Genomic DNA, 18,005 nt, shown 5'->3' on the forward strand with positions numbered 1-18,005 from the left:
TCTTTTACGATGACATAGCTTTTCCCTGTTTCCGGCTTCAAGAGCGCCACCGTCATCAGGGAGCGGCGGCAGTCTTTCGAAGACCAAGGGGGGCGGGCGGTAACGGTGCCCTCTGCTTCGGGGTAGGTCGTGACAGCTGCCGGAAAATAACTTCCCAACATGAATTGCTTGGGCAGGCCCCTGTGGGGCTTGACGGTCGATTCTTCACTGTGAACCCGGGAGGATTTTGGATGCGTGTACTTGCGAAAACTACCTACATACTGACGACCGCGGCGTTTTTATCGCTCGGCGCTGCCTATACGGCTTCGGCCAATGAAGACCTTGCAAAGCTCGCATCGGATGCGAAGAACTGGGCGATGCAGACGGGTGACTACGCCAACACCCGCTATTCCAAACTCAACCAGATCACTGCGGACAATGTGAAGAACCTGCAGGTCAAATGGAGCTTTTCCACCGGCGTGCTGCGTGGTCACGAAGGCGGGCCGCTGATCATCGGCGACGTGATGTATGTCCATACGCCTTTCCCAAACAACGTCTTTGCTCTCGACCTCAAGAATGACGGCAAGATCCTGTGGAAATACGAGCCCAAGCAGGACTCGAACGTCATTCCGATCATGTGCTGCGACACGGTCAATCGCGGTGTCGCCTATGGCGACGGCAAGATCATTCTCAACCAGGCCGACACCACCGTCGTCGCGCTCGATGCCAAGACCGGCAAGGTCGTCTGGTCTGTCAAGAACGGCGACCAGACCGACGGCGGAAAAGGCGAATCCGGCACGTCGGCACCCGTAGTCATCAAGGACAAGGTGCTCGTGGGCGTCTCCGGTGCTGAATTCGGTGTTCGCGGCTGGCTGGCCGCCTACAATCTGAAAGACGGCAAGCTCGCCTGGAAAGCCTATTCGGAAGGTCCTGATGCAGACACCCTTCTCGATCCCGAGAAGACGACTCATCTCGGCAAGCCTGTCGGAAAGGATTCCGGCACGAACACCTGGGAAGGCGAACAGTGGAAGACGGGCGGCGGCACGACATGGGGATGGTATTCCTATGATCCCAAGCTGAACCTGGTCTATTACGGCACTGGCAATCCCTCGACGTGGAATCCGGTCCAGCGCCCAGGCGATAATCGCTGGTCCATGACAATCATGGCTCGCGATGCGGATACCGGTGTTGCCAAATGGCTCTACCAGATGACCCCGCATGATGAGTGGGACTATGACGGCATCAACGAGATGATTCTCGTCGATGGCATGGAAGTCAACGGCGCCAAGCACGACGTGCTGGTGCATTTCGACCGCAACGGCTTTGCCTACACAATGGATCGCGCCACCGGCGAACTTCTCGTCGCCAAAAAATACGATCCGGCAGTGAACTGGGCGACGGAAGTCAACATGGATCCCAAGAGCGACCAGTATGGCCGCCCGCAGGTCGTCGCCAAGTATTCGACCCAGCAGAACGGCGAAGACACCAACTCGACCGGTATCTGCCCGGCCGCGCTTGGAACCAAGGACCAGCAGCCGGCCGCCTACTCGCCGAAGACCGGGTTGTTCTACGTGCCGACCAACCATGTCTGCATGGACTATGAGCCTTACAAAGTGAGCTACACCGCCGGTCAGCCCTATGTGGGCGCCACCGTGTCGATGTATGCGGCGCCCGGCGGTGACGGCAACATGGGCAACTTCATTGCCTGGGATGCAGCCAAGGGTGAGATCGTCTGGTCGAAGCCCGAGCAGTTCTCGGTGTGGTCGGGCGCATTGGCGACAGATGGCGACGTCGTCTTCTACGGTACCCTCGAAGGCTACATCAAGGCGGTCGATAAGGACGGCAAGGAACTTTACAAGTTCAAGACCCCGTCCGGCATCATCGGCAACATCACGACCTATGAGCATGACGGCAAGCAGTACGTCGCCGTTCTGTCCGGCGTCGGTGGATGGGCCGGTATCGGTCTGGCAGGTGGCCTGCTTTCGCCCGATAACGCCGCTGCCTGGCATGGCGCCGTCGATCAGGGCCGTGCGCAGGGCGACGAGACCGCGGTCGTTGGAACCGCTGGTCTGGGTGCCGTCGGCGGTTACGCGGCACTTGCCGACTATACGACGCTGGGTGGTCAGCTCACCGTCTTCGGCCTCCCGGACTGATAACCGGGAAGAGCCTTACGACTAGCTTCGAAAACGAGAGCCCGGGTCACCCGAAGCCGGGAACTGGGCTCTCGATTACGCGCGCACCCAAACACCGATCAATGCCGCTGCACGACGGCAGCCAGTGTCCCTGGCAAATGAAGGAAGAGTCTGAATGATCGTCCGCATTGCAGTTTCCGCTCTCGCCCTGGTCCTGCTGCCTCTGGCCAGCTCAAGTCTGGCACGGGCCGAAGACAGCATGGAAAAAGCCAAGGCGGTGAAGCAAGAAGGAGGCAAATATGTAGATGCGGACGGAAATCCGACCTACAAGATCGAAAACGGAACCGTCGATTGGTACACGTTCAGCGGGTACCGCCGGTATCACTCCGATTGCCATGTCTGTCACGGACAGGACGCAACAGGTTCGAGCTATGCGCCTGCCCTGGTCAATAGTCTAAAAACCATGGATTACGCCACGTTCCTGTCGATCGTCGCCGAGGGCCGCAAGAATGTCGGCGGCGGCAAGGAAAACGTCATGCCTGCCTTTGGCGACAACAAGAACGTCTATTGTTACCTGGACGATCTCTACGTCTATCTGCGCGCGCGCGCCGATGGCGCGGCACCCCGCGGCAGGCCGCCCAAGCACGAAAACAAGGCTCAGGCAGCCAAGGATGCCGAAGCATCCTGCATGGGTGGATGATATGATCGGCTGCACTGCATCGAAGCTGCGCGTCGTTCTGCCGATCCTCGGCGCCCTCGCCTTGCTGCCGTCGAACGTTCTGGCGCAAAATGCCGGGCTTGGCGCTGCGGGCGAACTGGTCGATCCCGACATTCTGCGCGTCTGCGCCGATCCCTCGAATATGCCCTTTACCGACAAGAACGGCCAAGGCTTCGAAAACAAGCTGGCTGAACTGGTTGCCAAGAAGACGGGGCGGAAATCAGTCGCTTACACGTGGTTTCCCACTGTCACCGGCTTTGTGCGAAACACGCTGGGGGCCAACCGATGCGACATCATCATGGGCTACGCCCAAGGCGATGAACTGGTGCAGAACACCAATGCCTACTACCGCTCCGCCTATGTGCTCGTATACCCCAAAGGCAACGGCATGGAAGGCATCGAGACGATCGAAGACCCGAAACTTTCCGGCAAGAGAATCGGCGTCGTCGAAAGCACGCCGCCAACCGCCAACATGGCCGCCAACAAGCTTCTGCGGACCGCCAAGATCTATCCACTCGCGGTGGATACGCGCATCACTCCGTCCATGGGGGAGGTCATGATCAAGGACATGCTCGCCGGCAAGATCGACGCGGCGGTCCTGTGGGGGCCGATGGCAGGTTACTATGCCAAGGAACTCGGAGCCGATGTCACCATTGTTCCGCTGTTGAAGGAAAAAACCGGCTCGCGCATGTCCTACCGCATCACCATGGGCGTACGTCCGTCCGACCAGGAATGGAAACGAACGCTCAACCGGGTGATCAGGGAAAACCAGCCGGAGATGACCAAGCTCCTGCTGGGTTACAATGTGCCGCTGATCGACGAGCACGACAATCCGATCACGCAATAGTTGGGATGGGTCAGGAGGAGGAAAAACCCAGGCGATGAACAATTGAAGAGAAAACTACAGCTACTTTCGATAGTTTTGTTTTTCGGGCCTTTCAAAACCTTGTGTTTCATTTGTCCATTTGAGAACGTGATGGACGAGCCATTGCTTCGGTGCCCTGCAATGGTTGGCTAACCACCGGATCGGCCCCTTCGGGCTGGTAGAAGAGGAGAAATGTTATGAAGAAGAGCTGGACAAAACCGACCATGTGTCAGGTTGCTGCGGGCTTTGAAATTTCGCGGTATCTGCCTGCTGAAATTACTCCCAAGAAGTAGGCCGCAGAGGTGCGTGTCCCTGGCAACAGGGGCACGCATCCCCTTGCCGCATGGGATTTTCGTGAAAGATTTTGAGGCACGCAAAGCGGGCGGGCCGTTTTTTGCGGCTGCAAATTGGCTGCTGGTCAGAGAAGCCGCGGGGCGGGCGTTTTCATGCGCTTGAGAATCATTGGATCGGCGGCCGGCGGCGGCTTTCCGCAATGGAACTGCAATTATCGTCTGAGCCGTGCGGCTCGCACCGGGGTAGCTGGCGTGCATTCACGAACCCAATCGAGTGTCGCCGCGTCAGCGGATGGGCTCGGCTGGGTTCTGTTCAACGCGTCACCCGACATTCGCCAGCAGATCGCGGCAACGCCTGAATTGCAGCCCGCGCACGATGCGCCGCTGCGCTCGACGCCTATTCGCGCGGTGGTGCTGACCAATGCCGATGTCGATCATGTCGCCGGCCTGCTCAGCCTGCGTGAGCGGCAGCCTTTCGCTATCTATGCAACGACACAGGTTCTGGCGACGCTGGAGGCGAATTCGATTTTCAATGTCCTCGATCCGGCGCTCGTGCCGCGACGCATCTTGCCACCGGCGCAAGGACTGGCGATCTGCGACGCAGACGGCCACGACACCGGGGTGGCTGTCGAGAGCTTTCCCGTGCCCGGGAAGATAGCCCTCTATCTCGAACAAAGAGGTCAGCCGGATGCCAATTTCAGCTCCGATGCCGGCGACACGATCGGCGTCCGTATCGCCGGTGCCGGCAGTCGCGGCTCCGTCTTCTACATCCCCGGCTGCGCCCGCATCGATGCGACCCTGCGCACACGTCTAGCCGATGCCGCATGCCTTCTGTTCGACGGCACGGTCTTCACCGACGACGAGATGATTGCTGCCGGCGTCGGCCAAAAGACCGGTGCGCGCATGGGGCATCTGGCAATGTCGGGAGACGCGGGGTCGATCGCCGGCTTGGCCGATGTGAGGATCGGCCGTCGTGTCTTCGTCCACATCAACAACACCAATCCTGTTCTGGACGAGAATTCTGCCGAGCATGCAGCAGTCGAAGCGGCTGGCTGGGAAGTGGCCTGCGACGGGATGGAGATGGAACTTTGAGTGATTTCCACCACGCAGCCAGCAACGGCCTGTCCTCCAGAGAGCTCGAAGCCGTGCTGCGGCAGGTCGGTGCCGAGCGCTATCACAACCACCATCCTTTCCATCACAGGATGACCAGCGGTGCGCTGTCGCGGACCGAGATGCAGGCCTGGGCGCTGAACCGCTATTGCTATCAGGCGGTCATTCCGCGCAAGGACGCCATGATCCTCGCTCATGCCGAGGATCCGGCGTTTCGTGCCGCCTGGCGCAAACGCATCGAGGATCATGACGGCGAGGACGGCTGGAGCGGCGGTATTGCGCGCTGGTTGCACCTGGCGACCTCGCTCGGTCTCGATGCCGACGCGGTGAAGAGCGAAAGGCTGGCCCTGCCGGCGACCCGTTTTGCGGTTGGCGCTTACCTCTCCTTTTGCACGAACCGGACCCTGCTGGAGGCGGTCGCGTCGTCGCTGACCGAGATGTTCTCGCCGCTCATCATCGGCGAGCGGGTACCCGCGATGCTGGCCAGATACGATTATATCACCGAGGACACGCTGGCCTATTTCAGCCGACGGCCCGAACAGGCCTCGCGCGACGCCGACTTTGCCCTTGCCTATGTGCTCGAACATGCTGACACGGCGGAGCGCCAGCAGCAGGCGATCGATGCACTGGTGTTCAAATGCGATATACTCTGGGCCATGCTCGACGCGCTTCAACACGCCTATGGCGAGCCGGGCAGTATCCCGCCCGGCGCCTTCCGTCCGGAGGCAGCCCAATGATGGCACTGCGCGAAAGAGCCATGGTGTCGCCGCAGTCGGTTCCATCGCTGCCGAAGCACGTGCGCATACAGTATGACTCCGTGCGCCAGGCGTTCGCGGTGCTTTCGCCGGAAAAGGTGTTCTGGCCGAACCACATCAGCCTCGACATATTGCGCCGCTGCGATGGGCGGTCCACGGTCGGCCACATCATTGCCGGCCTTGCCGCGGATTATGATGCCGAACAGGAGGCCGTGGCGGCCGACGTCATCGCCTTCCTGCAGGAATGGTCGGACAAGCTGCTGGTGAAGCTATGAGCGAGCCCATTCTCCCTCCGATCGGCATGCTGGCGGAACTGACGCATCGCTGCCCGCTGCAATGCCCCTATTGCTCCAATCCACTCGAATTGCTGAAGGCCAATCGCGAACTCGAGACGCAGAGCTGGCTCGACCTGTTCTCGCAGGCGGCCGACCTTGGCGTTCTCCAGGTGCATCTGTCCGGCGGCGAACCGACGCTGCGCCGCGACCTCGAGCAATTGATCGCCGGGCTTTCGGCACGCGGCGTCTACACCAACCTGATCACCGCCGGTGTCGGCATTGCGGATGGCCGCATCGAGGCATTTGCCGAAGCCGGGCTCGACCATCTGCAACTGAGCTTTCAAGGTGCACGGCCGGCGACCACCGAGCGCATCGGCAATCACAGGGGCAGCCACGAAAAGAAGCTGCAAACGGCACGCCGCGCTCGCGCGGCCGGCTTGCCGCTTACCATCAACGCGCCGATCCATCGCCACAATATCGAGGAGGTACCGGAATTCATCGATCTGGCCCTTTCGCTGGGTGCGGAGCGTCTCGAGATCGCCAACGTGCAGTACGCCGGCTGGGCGCTGACCAATCGCGATCAACTGATGCCCGAGCGTGCTGCCGTCGACCGCCAGGCGGAGATCGTCGCGGCGGCGCGCGAACGGCTCACCGGCATCATGAACATCGATTTCGTCACGCCGGATTATTTCGCCATCTATCCCAAGCCGTGCATGGGCGGCTGGGCGCGCGACGCCTTCATGGTGACGCCGGACGGCACCGTACTGCCATGCCATGCCGCCCAGACCATCCCGTCGCTCGGATTCGAGCGTTTTGGATCACGCAGCCTGGCCGCGATCTGGACCGATTCCCCGGCATTTAATGCCTTTCGAGGCACGGACTGGATGCAGGAGCCCTGCCGCAACTGTGAGCGGCGCGAGATTGACTGGGGCGGCTGCCGCTGCCAGGCGATGGCAATCGCCGGCGATGCCGCCGCAACGGACCCGGCTTGCGCGAAATCGCCGATCCATGCGCGCATGGCAATGCTGATCGACGAGGCCCAGCGCGCTGCGACGGTTCCTTCGAAGGACGAACCATTCGTCTACCGGCGCATCGGCGTCGTCACCGAGCCCGCCTGACTGCCGACCTATTCCTACGGCCTACCCTCGTGAAAGCCGTTCGGCATGCCACGTCATATGGTCATGCATGAATGTCGAAATGAAAAAATAGGAGTGATCGTATTCGTCCTGCATCCGCAATTTCAACGGAATGCCTGCCTTGGAGCAGGCGTCTTCGAGCAGCCAGGGCCTGAGGCCCTCCTGGAGGAAACCGTCTGACGTTCCCTGATCGACCAGGAATTCCGGGAAACGGTGTCCATCTTCGATGAGCGAAGTGGCATCGTAGCGCCGCCACGAGGCCTTATCCAGGCCGAGATATTTTTCGAAAGCCGGCTTCGACCAGCCGGCTGTGCTTGGCTGCACGATCGGCGCAAAGGCCGAGCAACTTCTGAAACGCGCGGGATTGTTCAGTGCGATCGTCAGCGCGCCATGCCCGCCCATCGAATGGCCGAAGATCGACTGGCGCGCCATATCGGCGGGAAATTCGCGCCCGATCACGGCTGGCAGCTCCTCGACGATATAGGAATACATGCGATAGTTCTTGGCATACGGCTCTTGCGTCGCGTCGAGGTAGAAACCGGCGCCGCTGCCGAACTGCCAATTGTCCTTTTCATCCGGAATGTCGGCACCACGCGGGCTGGTGTCGGGACAGACAACGATCAAGCCAAGTTCGGCGGCAATACGTCTGTATTCGCCTTTTTCCATTACATTCGCATGGGTGCAGCTGAGCCCGGAGAGGTACCACACCACGGGGCAACGGCTTTCCCGTGCCTGCGGAGGCACGAAAATGGCAAACGTCATTTCGCACGAGCAGCTCGTCGAAAGATGAGAGTAAACATGCTGGGCGCCGCCATGCGACTTGGCAGTCGAGACGAGTTTCGGGTGCTCTGGCATATATTCTTCTCCACCAATTACCGCCGACCGTAGGCTCTACGACATCAAGGGTGATCGCGGCAACCTTGGTGGGCCGGGTGGCGCGCGGGGCTCTTGATCGGAGCCGGGATGGCCTGCCTTCGCCGACCGTCTTGGCGCAGCAAGGCGCGAGAGGCCACTCGCTGGCGCAGCGTTGCCCAGCAAGCCATACGGGCCAGGCTGGGCGATTGTTGGCGATGCTGGCTATAACAAGGACGCACTCACTGCGCAGGCATCGGCGATGCTTCCGGGACGCCGAACTCTGCGCAAATGCACTTGCCCTGGCTTTCAGTGGCGACAGCCGCTTCGACGCGGCTATGGCGGACGAGCACGCACGCGTCATCGCGTGGGCTCACAGCAAGCGCGACAGGGTACCGAGCAAGAACTTGTGAGCCGACGGCTATTCCCGACCGTCGAAAGCCACGGACAGGCCTAGGGCCTAGAAATAGCCGAGTATGGATTTTACCTCGAGATACTCCAACATGCCCTCGATCCCATATTCGCGTCCGTTTCCGGACTGCTTGAAACCGCCAAACGGGGCGTGCGGATCCCAGGCCGGGTAGTTGAGATGCACCTGACCGGAGCGGATCCGCGAGGCCACGTCCCTGACGGCGTCCACATCCTGGCCCTGCACATGGGCCCCCAGACCGTAGACCGTGTCGTTGGCGATGGTGACGGCCTCCTCGATTGTGTCGTAGGGGATGATGCAGAGAACTGGCCCGAAGACCTCTTCCTGGGCAATACGCATGGTCGTGCGCACGTCGGAAAAGATGGTCGGCCTCACATAGAACCCGACGTTCAGATCGTGCGCACGGCCCGGTCCGCCGGTGAGGAGCCTGGCGCCCTCAGAAATGCCGACGCCGATCATGGTTTGGATGCGGTCGAATTGGGCACGGTTTGCGATTGCACCGTGAGTTGTGGCTTCGCAAAGCGGATCGCCAATGACGATCTGGGCTGCGGCCCTTTTGGCGATTGCCTCGATCTCGGAGAGCAGCGCGCGTGGCACGATCATGCGCGTCGGGGCGCTGCATGACTGGCCGAGATTGCGGAAGGCGGCGGCTACGCCCAGAGAAACGGCGCGATCGAGATCTGCGTCCGGCAGGATCACGTTCGGCGACTTGCCGCCCAGCTCCTGCGCGACACGCTTGACCGTGGTCGCTCCCGCCTGGGCCACCGCAATGCCCGCGCGGGTGGACCCGGTAATGGAGATCATGTCGACATCCGGATGGGAGGCGAGACCCATACCCACGCCTGGACCATCACCTTGCAGGAGGTTGAAAACCCCGGCAGGGAAGCCGGCTTCCTCGATTGCCTCGGCGAACAGCAGGGCGTCCAAGGGAGAAAGCTCACTCGGCTTCAGCACGATCGTGCAGCCTGCAGCGAGCGCCGGCGAAACCTTGGCGGTGATCTGGTAAAGTGGCCAGTTCCACGGAGTGATCAAGGCGCAGACACCGATCGGTTCGTGGGTGACGGCGGTTTGCCCCCGTTGCTTGACGAAGCGAAAGTCTGTCAGCACATCGCGAGCGACCTTAACATGCGTGATCGCCAGCGGCACCTGGGCGCTGCGCGCATAGCCGATCGCCGCGCCCATTTCGAGGCTCAGGCATTGAGCCAGCAGTTCGCCGCGCGCCTCGAGCAGCGCTTGCAGGCGATCGAGCAGACCCGCGCGGTCTTCTGGCGTGGTCCGACTCCAGGAGGCGAATGCCCGGCGAGCCGCTGCAACGGCCGCGTCAACGTCCTCGCCATTTCCAAGCGGAAACTGGCTCACAACCTCTTCTGTGGCGGGATTGACGACGACGCCCGTCGCGGTGCCGCTCGGCTCAACCCATTGACCGTCGATGAAGAACTTGTCCAGGTGGCCGTTGCGGGCCAGGTGTTCGAGGGGTGTCATCACCCTACAAGGTCCTTCATGCGGTAATAGGCGCCGAGAATCGGCAGGAACCAGGGGCGCCCGAAATAACCGGGGATCGCTGGCCAGTCGAAATCCTTCCAGGGATTGAGCTCGGGGCGCCCGTCCATGACGTCGGCCATGATGGTGCCCATCAACGTCGACATCTGGGTCCCGTGTCCGCTATAGCCCATCGAGTAATAGATGCCATCGCGCTCTCCGGCGCGCGGCAGGCGATCGCGGGTCATATCGACCATGCCGCCCCAGCAGTAGTCGATGCGGGTGCCGGCCAGTTCCGGAAAGACCTCGACCATCGCCGCCTTGAGTATCCGGCCGCTTTTTTCGTCGGATTGAGGGTTGGACACGGCAAAGCGCGCCCTCCCGCCGAACAGAAGGCGATTGTCCGGCGTGAGCCGCCAGTAGACAACGAGATTGCGCGTGTCGACGACCATGCGCCCAGTCGGCATGAGACGCCTAAGGTGGTCGGGCGACAGCGGCTCGGTCACGATCAGAAATGCGCCGACCGGGATCATGCGCCGGCGGATCCAGCCGAGCGGGCCAACCTGGGAAATGCCGCTTGCCAACAGGACCTGCCGCGCGACGATCTTGCCCTTTGGCGTCGTTACCTCATGCCCGCCTGAAACCTTGCGCATCGCAATGACGGGCGAGCGTTCATGGACCTCTGCGCCACGCCGGGCAGCAGCGGTCGCGAGGCCCCGGACGAACCGGCCGACATGCATGCCCGCGCTCTTGGGAAAGAGCAGCCCGCCATGGTAGCGGCTGGTGCCGACTTCGGTTCGCAGGTCCTCGCGCGCGATCATCCTGGTGTCGGGATCGACATTGGCAGCCAGTAGTTCCTGGCTGCGCGCCAGCATGTCGTAGTGCTCGGGCTTGGCGGCAAGCTTGAGCTTGCCGACGCGGGAGAAGCTGCAGTCGATCTTCTCTTCCTGCACCAACCGCTCGACCATATCGACGCCGGCGTCAAAAGCCTTGTAGAGCGCATTTGCGGCCGGCTTGCCGTGCTTGGCAGCCATGATTGCATAGTTCTGGGCAAAGCCGTTGTTGCACATGCCGCCATTGCGGCCGGACGCGGCATTGCCGATCGTTTCGGCATCCAACAGGGCAACCCGGGCGCCCTTTTTGGCAAGGGCCAGCGCGGCGGAGGAGCCGGTCAAGCCGCCGCCCACAATCGCCACGTCGTAGTGGCCTTCGAGCGGTTTGGGCGACCCTTCATTGAACGGCTGAGACGTATCCAGCCAGTAAGAGGTAAACTTCATTTTCTTGACCACCAGTGTTGATTTGAGTGGGGCGACATCCGAGCGTAGTCGCGCGCCTACCAGCCGCGCATCCGCTCCCAACGCGCTTCAATCTTGGGGCTGTCCCCGTTGACAACGCTGTAGAAATCATGCTGGGCGGCCATCGCACACGCATGGTTGGGCACAATCCGGACCCGAGTCCCGAGCGGCAGCTCGGGCATGGACTTTCCAGAGCCGGCACGAATGGCGAGGATACCGTGTTCCTGGCTGGCCTGGGCCACGATCACATCTTCAAGCACCCTCCCCTTTTCGTCGCAGACCACGCCGTAACCCTGGTCGATCTGCTGGTTTGCGGTTCCCCGGTCGCGCGAAAGCGCCATCCATCCAGCGTCAACCAGCACCCATCCCTTTTCCGGCTTGGACCCGATCACCGTGGCCAATACGGAAATCGCGATATCGTCGAGTTCGCACACCCCAACGCCGTGCTGGACCAGGTCGAAGAACATGTAGACCCCGGCGCGCAGCTCCGTGACCCCCTCAAGATTGCTGGCGAAATGCGCTGTCGGCGTCGAGCCGACGCTGACGATCGGGCAGGCATGGCCATGGGCGCGCAGGATTTCAGCGGCGCGCACCGTGGCTGAACGCTCGTTCTCGCCTGCCTTGACCAGCGCATCGGGCGTGTTCAAGCCATAGGATTCGCCTGCATGGGCGAGAACGCCGACGAGTTTGGCACTGGCCGCGACGACACTGCCGGCCACGTCGAGCAACTTCGGGTCGTCCGGCCTCAAGCCACCGCGATGGTCATCGCAGTCCAGTTCAATGAAAACAGATGGGGTCATACCGGTGGCTTCGCGGACGCTGGCCAGGGCATCGGCCTGCCCGACCGAATCGAGCAACAGCTTCACATCAGCGCCGGTGCGGCGACAAAGCTCCATGGCCCGCTTGGCCGAGGCCGGCGAGATGCCGACCGCGTAGGTGATGTCTCGAAAGCCATGGCCCGCGAAATACTCCGCCTCGGCGATGGTCGAGACCGTGATCGGACCGCGTTCGCGATGGAACGCGTATCGGGCGACATCGATGCTCTTGGCCGTCTTCATATGCGGGCGCAGCACCACGCCAAGCTTCCTGGCGCGCTCAGCCAGACCCTTGATGTTGTGCTCGAGCCGGCCACGGTCGAGAAGCAGCGTCGGGGTGACCAAGGCGTCGATCGTCCTAGCCGTCTCGCTCACCGCCAGGCTTGCCGCCATCTTATTCATAGACTCGTTTCCTAAGTGAACGACTGGTTTGCCAACGCATACATATGGGCTGGCCCCTCGGCGACGGGTCGTTGTCCTTTGACCATGGCGGTCGCACTGCCGGACCGCTGCAGGCCAAGGCTCGCAAGCCAATCGCCCAATCCATCCTCGGCATAGACGTCGATGCGAACGAATTGATTGTGAAGCTTCGAAAGCTGGGCCAGGATCAGAAGCCGCGCGTCGTGGTCGCTCTCGGCTGCACAAGGGCCGACGACATAGCCGCGGCCAAACCTCCTCGCGACAGCGTAGCCTGCAATCCGTCCCCTGCGCTCAATGACCAATGCGTTGCCCACATCGGCGAGCGCAGCCACCATCGGCAGCCGGGGCATGCCCGTGGCCCGTTTGTCGAAGGCCTGGATTGCCGCGAGGTCAGAGGCTGTCGCTCGACGGATGTCGTCGCGGGTACTCCGCGTCACGGCGAAAGCCAGCGAGCCCTGGTGCTGAAGCACCGTGCCCCATGCAGTGAAGCCGCGTCGCTTGTAGAGCGCCAGCCCCTCTTCGGTTGAGTTGAGTAGCAGGTTGCGACCGTGTGTCGCCTCAAGCAATCCATCAAAGAGCCGGGCGCCGTTGCCACCGCCTTGCGCGGAGCCAGTAACTATGATCATCCCGACCGAGGCATAGGACTGTCCGTAATTCCAGGACATGGCCGTGCCAATCACCTGTCCTGCCCGCTCAAGGACCAGGCCATTGCCGACCATCAGGGCAAATTCCCAATCCTCCTGACGGTAGGGCCAGGCCATCTCCTGCGACAGCTTCAGTGCGCCCGGCAAATGGCGGGTTTCCAATTTCATCAGCTCGATCGGGGCGCTGACGATATCTCTGTCATGCTCAAAGGCCATAAGGTGCAACGCTGTCAAGTTGATCCAGAGTCGGATTGAAGTCGGATCTTAGAGTCGCGCCCGGCGGACAGATTTCGCTGCTGTTTTGCCCCTTCAAATCAGCGGTATTATTCGTTTTATGCAGTTCCTCGGCATGCCAAATCGTGCAAATCGGGCGAGGAATACCTGGCACCTTGAATCGCCGCTTCGTGTTGCCCGATCGGCGATGCCCAGGAGGAATTTTGGATGATCTACATCAGCGAAGAGGAGTCAGCCGCCCTCGTCACGCATGAACTTGCTTTCGAGGCGGCGCGCGAGGCTCTCGTGGCGGCAGCATCGCGGCAGAGCTGGGTCTTTCCGGCTGTTCTCGGGCGCACACAGGAGGTGACCAATACCTTCTCAATCAAATCCGGTTCGTCGGGCGAGCTGAACGGCGTGAAAATTGGCTCCTTCTGGTCGGGCAACCCGGCACGTGGCCTTCCCCGCCACAACTCGACCATCGTGCTGCTCGATCAGCATACAGGTCGGCTCGGCGCCGTAGTCGAGGCCGGGAAGGTCAACGCCTACAGGACGGCCGCCGCCGACGCGGTTGCGGCCGATCTTCTTGCGCGCAAGCAAGCCAAGGTTCTGGCGATCTTCGGGGCCGGCAACCAGGCGAGCTTCGAAGTGATGGCGCTGGCACGCATCCGCCCAATCGAAACCGTGCTGGTCGTGGCCCGGCCTTCGCCGCGGCGCGACGCTTTTGTCGATCAGATCGGCGAAAGGGGACTGAAGGCGCGCGCTGCCTTGCAGGAAGAAGCCGTGCGCACGGCCGACATCGTGGTGACGGCGACACCCGCACGCGAACCGCTGTTCAATGCCGCTTGGGTGGGACCCGGAACCCATATCGTCAGCATCGGGTCGGATGCTCCGGGTAAACGCGAATTGCCGAGCGAATTATTTCCCAAGGCACGTCTGTTTTGTGATCTGCTTTCCCAGTCCGTCCAGATCGGCGAGTTCCAATACGTGCGGGACGAAATCGACGCCGGCGTGCTTGCGGTAACACCAATCGGCGACGTTATTGAAAGGCGTGCGCTCGGACGCCGCTTCGACAATGAGGTCACGGTCTTCGACAGTTCCGGCATCTCCCTGCAGGACCTCTACATGGCCGACGCGCTGATCCGCGCAAAGGCGTCCCACCGCTGATCAGTTTCGCACCAGGCCCCAGTCCCGACGGATTTTTCGGCACTCTCCGGCAACAAGGTGACCCCGCGCGATCCTGCAGTCGTGTCAGCGGCGGGCGCGCCAAAGGGTTGCCCGCATGAACCACGGATCGCCCCCGATGTCGGCGACTAGCGTCTGGCGCGCCAGAAGGCGAGACGGTCCTGCAACCGATAGCCCTGGATAATCGCCGGCATGAACCACGGATTGCCACGATAGAGCGGGACGGCCGAAGGCGGTCGAAAGTCGAACGCAGTGCGCGACTGCTCGCCATGCCCCATCAACTTGTGGGCCGCACGCATGCCAATCCATGGCGCCCAGACCACGCCCGAACCGCAGAAGCCAGTTGCATAGACCACGCCGTCCTTCTCGAAGATGCGGGGCAGCATGTCTCGGTTCATCGCCACATTGCCGAACCAGCAATGCGAAAGGCGCACGTTCTCCAACTCCGGGAAAAGGTTCACCAGGCCCTTGCGAAGGAGAAGTTTCGGCGCCGCCGGATCGCCGACGCGGGAACTGTCACGGCCCCCCAGCAGGATACGTTTTCCGTCGGGCGAGGGACGATAATAGAAACCGAGTTGCCGGTTCTCGGTGATCGTCATCAGCTTCGGCATCAGCCGCGCCATGATATCGGGCGCAAGTTCTTCGGTCACGATGATCCGGCTGCGAACCGGAACCAGGCGGCGGCGCAGGAAGGGAGCGGCGCCGTCGGTATAGCCGTTGGTACAGACCAGAACCTGCCGTGCATCCACCGTCCCTGCCGAAGTCGCGACGCGGAACCCCGAACCGTTCCTCTCGATCGACTTGACCACTGTATGCGAATGGACCGTCAACCCGGATGCGAGCGCCACCCGCAGGAGCTCAGCATGGAATTTTGCGGGGTGCAGCCCGCCAATGTCCATCCGAACAGTCCCGCCGCGGTAGAAGTCGGTGCCGATATAATTTCGCTGCTCGGCATGCGGAACCGCGTAGGACTCGATCCCCAGTTTCTTCGCCAGCGTCTCGGCGCCCCGCGCCATCTTCTCATACTGTTCATATCCGAAAGCGCCTTTGAACTGGCCAACCAGTCGGAAGTCGCAGTCGAGCCCTTCGGTCTTGATGAAGTCGTAGAGGAATTCGCGTGCGACCTTGCCCTCGGCCTCGATCGCCATGGCCTTCTCTTCCCCGAAGCGCCGGGTGATCGTGGCATAGTCCGGCCGGATGGTCCCGCTCGTAATCCCGCCGTTGCGGGTGGAAGCACCCTCGCCCGGATTCATCGCATCAAAGGCTGCGACCGAGCGCCCTTCGCGCGCCAGCGCAAGCCCGGCCGAAAGCCCGGCATAACCGGCGCCGACAATTGCCACGTCAAGGTTCTTTGCGACCGGCTGTCGCGGCCGCGGCATGACGGGCGCTGCTTCCCACCAGTAGGGTGTGTTCTTGTCGGCGATATGAGGCTCTTGCACGTGGCTGACTTCTCGCTGCATTGCAGGGGTAATCTACGGTCGGTGAAACTTTCAGATGTGGTCGTCTCGGACGTCGAGCGCATCACGCAGCCCGTCACCGATGAAATTGAAACTGGTTACCGCGATGGTGATTGCAGCTCCGGGAATGATTGCCAGCCAAGGTGCGCTGCCCAGATATTGCTGGGCGCCATTGAGCATGTTGCCCCAGCTGGGCAGTGGCGGCTGGATCCCGTAGCCGAGGAAACTGATGTAGGCTTCCATGAGAATGGCGCGCGCGACCGTCAAGGTGGAAGCGACGATAATCGGCCCCATGGCGTTGGGCAGTATCTCGCGGAACATGATGTGGGTGCCGCTCAATCCCAGCATTCGCCCGGCTAGGACGAACTCGCGTTCGCGTAACGAGCGGACTTCCGCTTCGACTATGCGGGCAACCTCCATCCAACTGGTGAGGGAGATAATGAGGGTGATCATCACAGGACTGGGCTTCAGTGCGGCAGCCAGCGCCAGCAGCAGAAAGATCGATGGGAATGACAGGAATCCATCGACCGTGCGCATCAGCGTGGCCCCGACCCAGCCGCCGCGATAGCCGGCAATTACGCCGACCAGGGTGCCGATGAGTGTCGACAAAACCATGGCAAAGAAACCCACCAGCAGCGAGATTCGTCCCGCCATCAAAAGCCTTGCCGCCACGTCGCGGCCAAGCGGATCGGTACCTAGAAAGTGGTAGCCCGTCAGCGGAGGGGCAAAGCGGGCCCGCAGATCGATATACAGTGAGTCATAAGGCAGGAGATGGGGGCCGAGGACGCAAGCGAGGCTCAGGAAGATGATCATCGCCAGCCCGAGCAGCGCCAAGCGATGACGCATGAAACGACGTGCCGCGCGGTTGTTTCTCCATCGGCTTGGAGCTGCATTTGCGGTGAAAGCGGTCATATCGGCTGTCTCCTGTCGGGGAAGTTGCGCGCTCAAGCCAGACGAATGCGCGGATCGACAACAGCGACGACAATGTCGGCGATCAGGTTTCCAAGCAGAACGAGGATGGCGGAGAACATCAGCAGCCCCATCACAACCGGATAGTCGCTGTAACCAAGGCTATCGAGGAACAACCGTCCCATTCCTGGCCAGGTAAAGACGGTTTCGGTCACGAGCGCGCCAGTGAGGACACTGGGAAGCTGCATCCCGGCCAGGGTAATCATCGGCAAAAGTGCGTTGCCGACGACATGCTTCATCAGAATCCGGCGTTCACTCAACCCCTTGGCCCGAGCCGTCTTGACGAAGTCCTGGCTAATGGCATCGAGAGTGGCCGTCCGCATGTAGCGGCTCCAGATCGCGACATGGACCAGCGACAGCACGATACTTGGCAGGATCAGATGGTGGAGGTAGCCCAGGATTGAGGCGTCGCCGATCTCGGACATATTACCCGCAGGCAGCCAACCCAACTTCAGGGAAAAGACGTAGATGCCGACGAGTCCGAACCAGAAGGTGGGGACCGACAACGCAACCATGGCCCCGACAGTTGCAAGATAATCGAACAGCGAGTAGCGGCGCGTGGCGCCTCGGATACCAATCCAGGCGCCAATGGAGATCGCAATTGCGGTTGAGGACCCCATCAGCAGCAGCGTGGCAAAGAGATGGCTGCCGATCACCTCCAATACCGGCGCTCCGTCGCGGAAGGAGTGACCCCAGTCGCCCCGCACCAGCCGCCATGCCCAGTCCAGATATTGGATCCATATGGGTCGATCGAGGCCCAGCAGCCCCTTGAGACGCTCGATATCCTGCTGGGTCATTCCGGGATCGAGCCCGAATTGCGCCAGCGGGCCGCCGGGAAGGAGGTTCAGAATGCCGAAGCCGATGATCGAAACGATCACAAGCAGCACCAGGCTCTGCGAGAGGCGATTTAGCAGGAAGCCGCGCATTCGAGTCCCTCCATTGTGGGTTGATGATTTTAGTCTGTTGCCGCCGCCGCGGCGGAA

The 18,005-nt window shown here is 61.5% G+C and carries 16 protein-coding genes; 8 read left to right on the top strand and 8 right to left on the bottom strand.

Going from position 1 to position 18,005, the window contains the following annotated elements; translation table 11 throughout:
• The first annotated feature begins 230 nt into the window (after nt 1-230).
• The 7 genes from NKI25_RS27105 (at nt 231) to pqqE (ending at nt 7,245) form a co-directional block, all read left to right on the top strand.
• Nucleotides 231-2,132, top strand: coding sequence for a methanol/ethanol family PQQ-dependent dehydrogenase (locus NKI25_RS27105; RefSeq protein WP_352455603.1), 1,902 nt, complete (start codon nt 231-233; stop codon nt 2,130-2,132).
• Between the two features lie 154 nt (nt 2,133-2,286).
• Nucleotides 2,287-2,811: a c-type cytochrome, methanol metabolism-related gene (locus NKI25_RS27110; RefSeq protein ID WP_352455602.1), complete on the top strand. Its 525-nt coding sequence runs from the start codon at nt 2,287-2,289 to the stop codon at nt 2,809-2,811.
• Nucleotide 2,812: 1 nt separating this feature from the next.
• The gene (locus NKI25_RS27115) at nt 2,813-3,676 is read left to right on the top strand and encodes a substrate-binding domain-containing protein (protein WP_352640989.1); all 864 of its coding nucleotides are present in this window, start codon (nt 2,813-2,815) and stop codon (nt 3,674-3,676) included.
• 464 nt (nt 3,677-4,140) lie between these two features.
• Entirely contained in the window at nt 4,141-5,079 is a 939-nt protein-coding gene (gene pqqB / locus NKI25_RS27120) for a pyrroloquinoline quinone biosynthesis protein PqqB (protein ID WP_352786745.1), read from the top strand.
• The gene (gene pqqC, locus NKI25_RS27125) at nt 5,076-5,834 is read left to right on the top strand and encodes a pyrroloquinoline-quinone synthase PqqC (RefSeq protein ID WP_352786746.1); all 759 of its coding nucleotides are present in this window, start codon (nt 5,076-5,078) and stop codon (nt 5,832-5,834) included. The genes pqqB and pqqC overlap by 4 nt, the downstream gene beginning before the upstream one ends.
• Complete coding sequence (gene pqqD / locus NKI25_RS27130; RefSeq protein WP_352593993.1) at nt 5,831-6,127, top strand: pyrroloquinoline quinone biosynthesis peptide chaperone PqqD; 297 nt, start codon at nt 5,831-5,833, stop codon at nt 6,125-6,127. Before pqqC ends, pqqD begins: the two co-directional genes overlap by 4 nt.
• Nucleotides 6,124-7,245 (top strand): pyrroloquinoline quinone biosynthesis protein PqqE, encoded by a 1,122-nt coding sequence (gene pqqE, locus NKI25_RS27135; protein ID WP_352825030.1) that lies wholly within the window; start codon nt 6,124-6,126, stop codon nt 7,243-7,245. The genes pqqD and pqqE overlap by 4 nt, the downstream gene beginning before the upstream one ends.
• A 21-nt stretch (nt 7,246-7,266) precedes the next feature.
• Here the strand turns inward: pqqE and fghA are convergent, their stop codons facing one another.
• From fghA to NKI25_RS27160, 5 genes are all read right to left on the bottom strand, one after another.
• Nucleotides 7,267-8,118 (bottom strand): S-formylglutathione hydrolase, encoded by an 852-nt coding sequence (gene fghA / locus NKI25_RS27140; RefSeq protein WP_352593991.1) that lies wholly within the window; start codon nt 8,116-8,118, stop codon nt 7,267-7,269.
• Nucleotides 8,119-8,575: 457 nt separating this feature from the next.
• Nucleotides 8,576-10,030 (bottom strand): aldehyde dehydrogenase family protein, encoded by a 1,455-nt coding sequence (locus NKI25_RS27145; RefSeq protein WP_352622916.1) that lies wholly within the window; start codon nt 10,028-10,030, stop codon nt 8,576-8,578.
• Nucleotides 10,027-11,301 carry an NAD(P)/FAD-dependent oxidoreductase gene (locus NKI25_RS27150; RefSeq protein WP_352593989.1) on the bottom strand — a complete coding sequence of 425 codons (1,275 nt, stop codon included), beginning with the start codon at nt 11,299-11,301 and terminating at the stop codon, nt 10,027-10,029. The genes NKI25_RS27145 and NKI25_RS27150 overlap by 4 nt, the downstream gene beginning before the upstream one ends.
• A gap of 56 nt (nt 11,302-11,357) precedes the next feature.
• A complete protein-coding gene (locus NKI25_RS27155) occupies nt 11,358-12,536 on the bottom strand; it encodes an alanine racemase (protein ID WP_352622917.1) in 1,179 nt (392 codons plus the stop codon).
• An 11-nt stretch (nt 12,537-12,547) separates the two neighbouring features.
• Nucleotides 12,548-13,366 (bottom strand): GNAT family N-acetyltransferase, encoded by an 819-nt coding sequence (locus NKI25_RS27160; protein WP_352786748.1) that lies wholly within the window; start codon nt 13,364-13,366, stop codon nt 12,548-12,550.
• A gap of 273 nt (nt 13,367-13,639) precedes the next feature.
• On the opposite strand from NKI25_RS27160, the gene NKI25_RS27165 reads away from it, so the two are divergent.
• On the top strand, nt 13,640-14,578 hold the full coding sequence (locus tag NKI25_RS27165; RefSeq protein WP_352786749.1) for an ornithine cyclodeaminase family protein: 939 nt from the start codon (nt 13,640-13,642) through the stop codon (nt 14,576-14,578).
• Between the two features lie 146 nt (nt 14,579-14,724).
• Here the strand turns inward: NKI25_RS27165 and NKI25_RS27170 are convergent, their stop codons facing one another.
• Genes NKI25_RS27170 through NKI25_RS27180 form a run of 3 tightly spaced genes read right to left on the bottom strand, consistent with a single transcriptional unit; the run spans nt 14,725 to nt 17,948 of the window.
• Entirely contained in the window at nt 14,725-16,056 is a 1,332-nt protein-coding gene (locus tag NKI25_RS27170) for an NAD(P)/FAD-dependent oxidoreductase (protein WP_502897447.1), read from the bottom strand.
• A 30-nt stretch (nt 16,057-16,086) separates the two neighbouring features.
• Complete coding sequence (locus tag NKI25_RS27175; protein WP_352622921.1) at nt 16,087-16,965, bottom strand: ABC transporter permease; 879 nt, start codon at nt 16,963-16,965, stop codon at nt 16,087-16,089.
• A gap of 32 nt (nt 16,966-16,997) precedes the next feature.
• Nucleotides 16,998-17,948, bottom strand: coding sequence for an ABC transporter permease (locus NKI25_RS27180; protein ID WP_352786750.1), 951 nt, complete (start codon nt 17,946-17,948; stop codon nt 16,998-17,000).
• Between the last annotated feature and the right edge of the window lie 57 nt (nt 17,949-18,005).

The organism is Mesorhizobium sp. M0808, from assembly GCF_040320025.1.
Lineage (GTDB): Bacteria > Pseudomonadota > Alphaproteobacteria > Rhizobiales > Rhizobiaceae > Mesorhizobium.

Excerpts from the sequence above, each read along its gene's own strand:
- pqqE (WP_352825030.1), top strand. The coding sequence starts at position 6,124 with ATGAGCGAGCCCATTCTCCCTCCGATCGGCATGCTGGCGGAACTGACG.
- NKI25_RS27180 (WP_352786750.1), bottom strand. The coding sequence starts at position 17,948 with ATGCGCGGCTTCCTGCTAAATCGCCTCTCGCAGAGCCTGGTGCTGCTT.
- NKI25_RS27175 (WP_352622921.1), bottom strand. The coding sequence starts at position 16,965 with ATGACCGCTTTCACCGCAAATGCAGCTCCAAGCCGATGGAGAAACAAC.
- NKI25_RS27150 (WP_352593989.1), bottom strand. The coding sequence starts at position 11,301 with ATGAAGTTTACCTCTTACTGGCTGGATACGTCTCAGCCGTTCAATGAA.
- pqqB (WP_352786745.1), top strand. The coding sequence starts at position 4,141 with ATGCGCTTGAGAATCATTGGATCGGCGGCCGGCGGCGGCTTTCCGCAA.
- NKI25_RS27170 (WP_502897447.1), bottom strand. The coding sequence starts at position 16,056 with ATGCAGCGAGAAGTCAGCCACGTGCAAGAGCCTCATATCGCCGACAAG.
- NKI25_RS27110 (WP_352455602.1), top strand. The coding sequence starts at position 2,287 with ATGATCGTCCGCATTGCAGTTTCCGCTCTCGCCCTGGTCCTGCTGCCT.
- pqqD (WP_352593993.1), top strand. The coding sequence starts at position 5,831 with ATGATGGCACTGCGCGAAAGAGCCATGGTGTCGCCGCAGTCGGTTCCA.
- NKI25_RS27155 (WP_352622917.1), bottom strand. The coding sequence starts at position 12,536 with ATGAATAAGATGGCGGCAAGCCTGGCGGTGAGCGAGACGGCTAGGACG.
- fghA (WP_352593991.1), bottom strand. The coding sequence starts at position 8,118 with ATGCCAGAGCACCCGAAACTCGTCTCGACTGCCAAGTCGCATGGCGGC.
- NKI25_RS27115 (WP_352640989.1), top strand. The coding sequence starts at position 2,813 with ATGATCGGCTGCACTGCATCGAAGCTGCGCGTCGTTCTGCCGATCCTC.
- NKI25_RS27105 (WP_352455603.1), top strand. The coding sequence starts at position 231 with ATGCGTGTACTTGCGAAAACTACCTACATACTGACGACCGCGGCGTTT.
- NKI25_RS27160 (WP_352786748.1), bottom strand. The coding sequence starts at position 13,366 with ATGAAATTGGAAACCCGCCATTTGCCGGGCGCACTGAAGCTGTCGCAG.
- NKI25_RS27165 (WP_352786749.1), top strand. The coding sequence starts at position 13,640 with ATGATCTACATCAGCGAAGAGGAGTCAGCCGCCCTCGTCACGCATGAA.